General features: G+C 64.9%; 2 protein-coding genes. Both read right to left on the bottom strand.

The window, feature by feature from the left end; all coding sequences use genetic code 11:
• Positions 1–114: 114 nt before the first annotated feature.
• Complete coding sequence (locus tag BH683_RS13570) at positions 115–999, bottom strand: RDD family protein (protein ID WP_168187044.1); 885 nt, start codon at positions 997–999, stop codon at positions 115–117.
• Between the two features lie 161 nt (positions 1,000–1,160).
• The coding region (gene pdxS / locus BH683_RS13565) for a pyridoxal 5'-phosphate synthase lyase subunit PdxS (RefSeq protein ID WP_084836073.1) at positions 1,161–2,044 on the bottom strand (884 nt) is incomplete at its 5' end.

The following is a 2,044-nucleotide window of genomic DNA, read 5'->3' as shown; positions in this document are numbered from 1 at the left end:
CGTCTCCAGTCGTCATGGTCGAGCTCCGCCTCCGGCTCCGTCTCCAGTCGTCATGGTCGAGCTCCGCCTCCGGCTCCGTCTCCAGTCGTCATGGTCGAGCTCCGCCTCCGATCGTCATCCGGCGACCTCGAAACTGCGCTGACCGAAATGCACCACGGTGCCCGGACCCACCTCGTAGGGGTGTCCGGGGCGCATCGTGGTGACCGATTCACCGTTGTCGAGGACGGATCCGACCGCTGGACCCGTACTGATCATCCACAATTTGCCGCCTGAGACGCTGAACTGGAGATGCGTGTCGCCGACCAGCGCAGATTCTGCGGACACCGCGACTATCTCCGCGCGGCCACCGGACCACGCGACCGCCGGTACCCCGAGAAATCCTGACCCGGTCAAATCTGTGAAACTGCCATCGTCCATCCGCAGGCGGAGCGGGCGGTGGCCCGACTGCAGGGGCAACGTCCGTGCGGACAGCCGGGGATCGATGAGGTCTGTGGGAAGTTCATCGGCCTCGTCGCCACCTGCGAAACGTGGAGGCACGGGGACGACCTCATAACCCGCGGTACCGAGACTGCCTGTCGTCGTCGTGCCGGAGATCTTTTCGTGCCAGCCGCGGCGCGGCCGACCACCGTCGGCGAGGACAGACCATGCGCCCGCAAACAGCAGGACGTTGCTCACATGCAGTGCGGCGGTCCGCGACAGCTGCCGCCAGAACCCGGCGGGGCCACCTGAGACGCGACGCCTGACGGTGGTCCTGCTCAGCACCTGGCCGGGAGTCCGCCGGCCACCGGCACGAAGTAGCGCGCTCCCTGTTAGGGCGAGCAGAGGCACTGCGAGAGCGAACACAACCGCCATCCCTAGCCCGAGGGCCAGCTCGACGCACAACACGCCGGCCACAGAGCCGATCACCAGCGCGGTATCGATCAGATAGGCCGCCGTCCGGGCCCCCATCGACGCCGGGACCCGGTTGGCCCCGAGAAACTCTCTCGGCGACTCCGGCATTCCTGCACCGGGACTGACAAACATCTGTTGCCCGCATTCCGGGCACCGCGCGAGCGCAGAAGGGATCTGCGTCCCACAACGGCCGCAACCGAGTGGGATCGCCTCGAAATCAGCGGACGCGCTCGTCATCGAATTTTTCGGACCCCCGCATCCGTGTCAGGTCACCAGCCGCGTTCGGCGAGCCGGTGCGGTTGTGGGATGTCGTCGACGTTGATGCCGACCATCGCCTCACCCAACCCACGCGAGACCTTGGCCAGCACATCGGGATCGTCATAGAACGTGGTCGCCTGCACGATCGCAACCGCCCGCTCCGCGGGATTGCCGGACTTGAAGATCCCCGACCCGACAAACACACCCTCAGCACCGAGCTGCATCATCATCGCCGCATCAGCCGGCGTCGCGATACCACCGGCAGTGAACAACGTCACCGGCAACTTGCCGCTCTCGGCCACCTCGACCACCAACTCATACGGCGCCTGCAACTCCTTCGCGGCCACGAACAACTCATCCTTCGGCAACGACGTCAACCGACGGATCTCGTCGCGGATCTTGCGCATATGGGTCGTGGCATTGGACACATCACCGGTACCGGCCTCCCCCTTGGAACGGATCATCCCCGCACCCTCGGTCAGACGCCGCAAAGCCTCACCCAGATTCGTCGCACCACACACGAACGGCACCGTGAACTGCCACTTGTCAATATGGTTGGCGTAATCAGCCGGAGTCAACACCTCGGACTCATCGACGTAGTCCACACCCAGGCTCTGCAAGATCTGCGCCTCGACGAAATGCCCGATCCGCGCCTTGGCCATCACCGGAATCGACACCGCAGAGATGATCGAATCGATCATGTCCGGATCACTCATCCGCGACACACCACCCTGGGCACGAATATCGGCCGGAACCCGCTCCAGAGCCATCACCGCAACAGCACCCGCATCCTCGGCGATCGTCGCCTGCTCCGCGGTGACGACATCCATGATCACCCCACCCTTGAGCATCTCGGCCATCCCACGCTTGACACGCGCGGTTCCGGTACCGGACG

Origin of the sequence: Williamsia sp. 1138, assembly GCF_002095435.2 — a bacterium.
In the GTDB taxonomy this organism is placed as follows: domain Bacteria; phylum Actinomycetota; class Actinomycetes; order Mycobacteriales; family Mycobacteriaceae; genus Williamsia.
This window is presented reverse-complemented; position numbering and strand designations above follow the sequence as displayed.

Excerpts from the sequence above, each read along its gene's own strand:
- BH683_RS13570 (WP_168187044.1), bottom strand. The coding sequence starts at position 999 with ATGCCGGAGTCGCCGAGAGAGTTTCTCGGGGCCAACCGGGTCCCGGCG.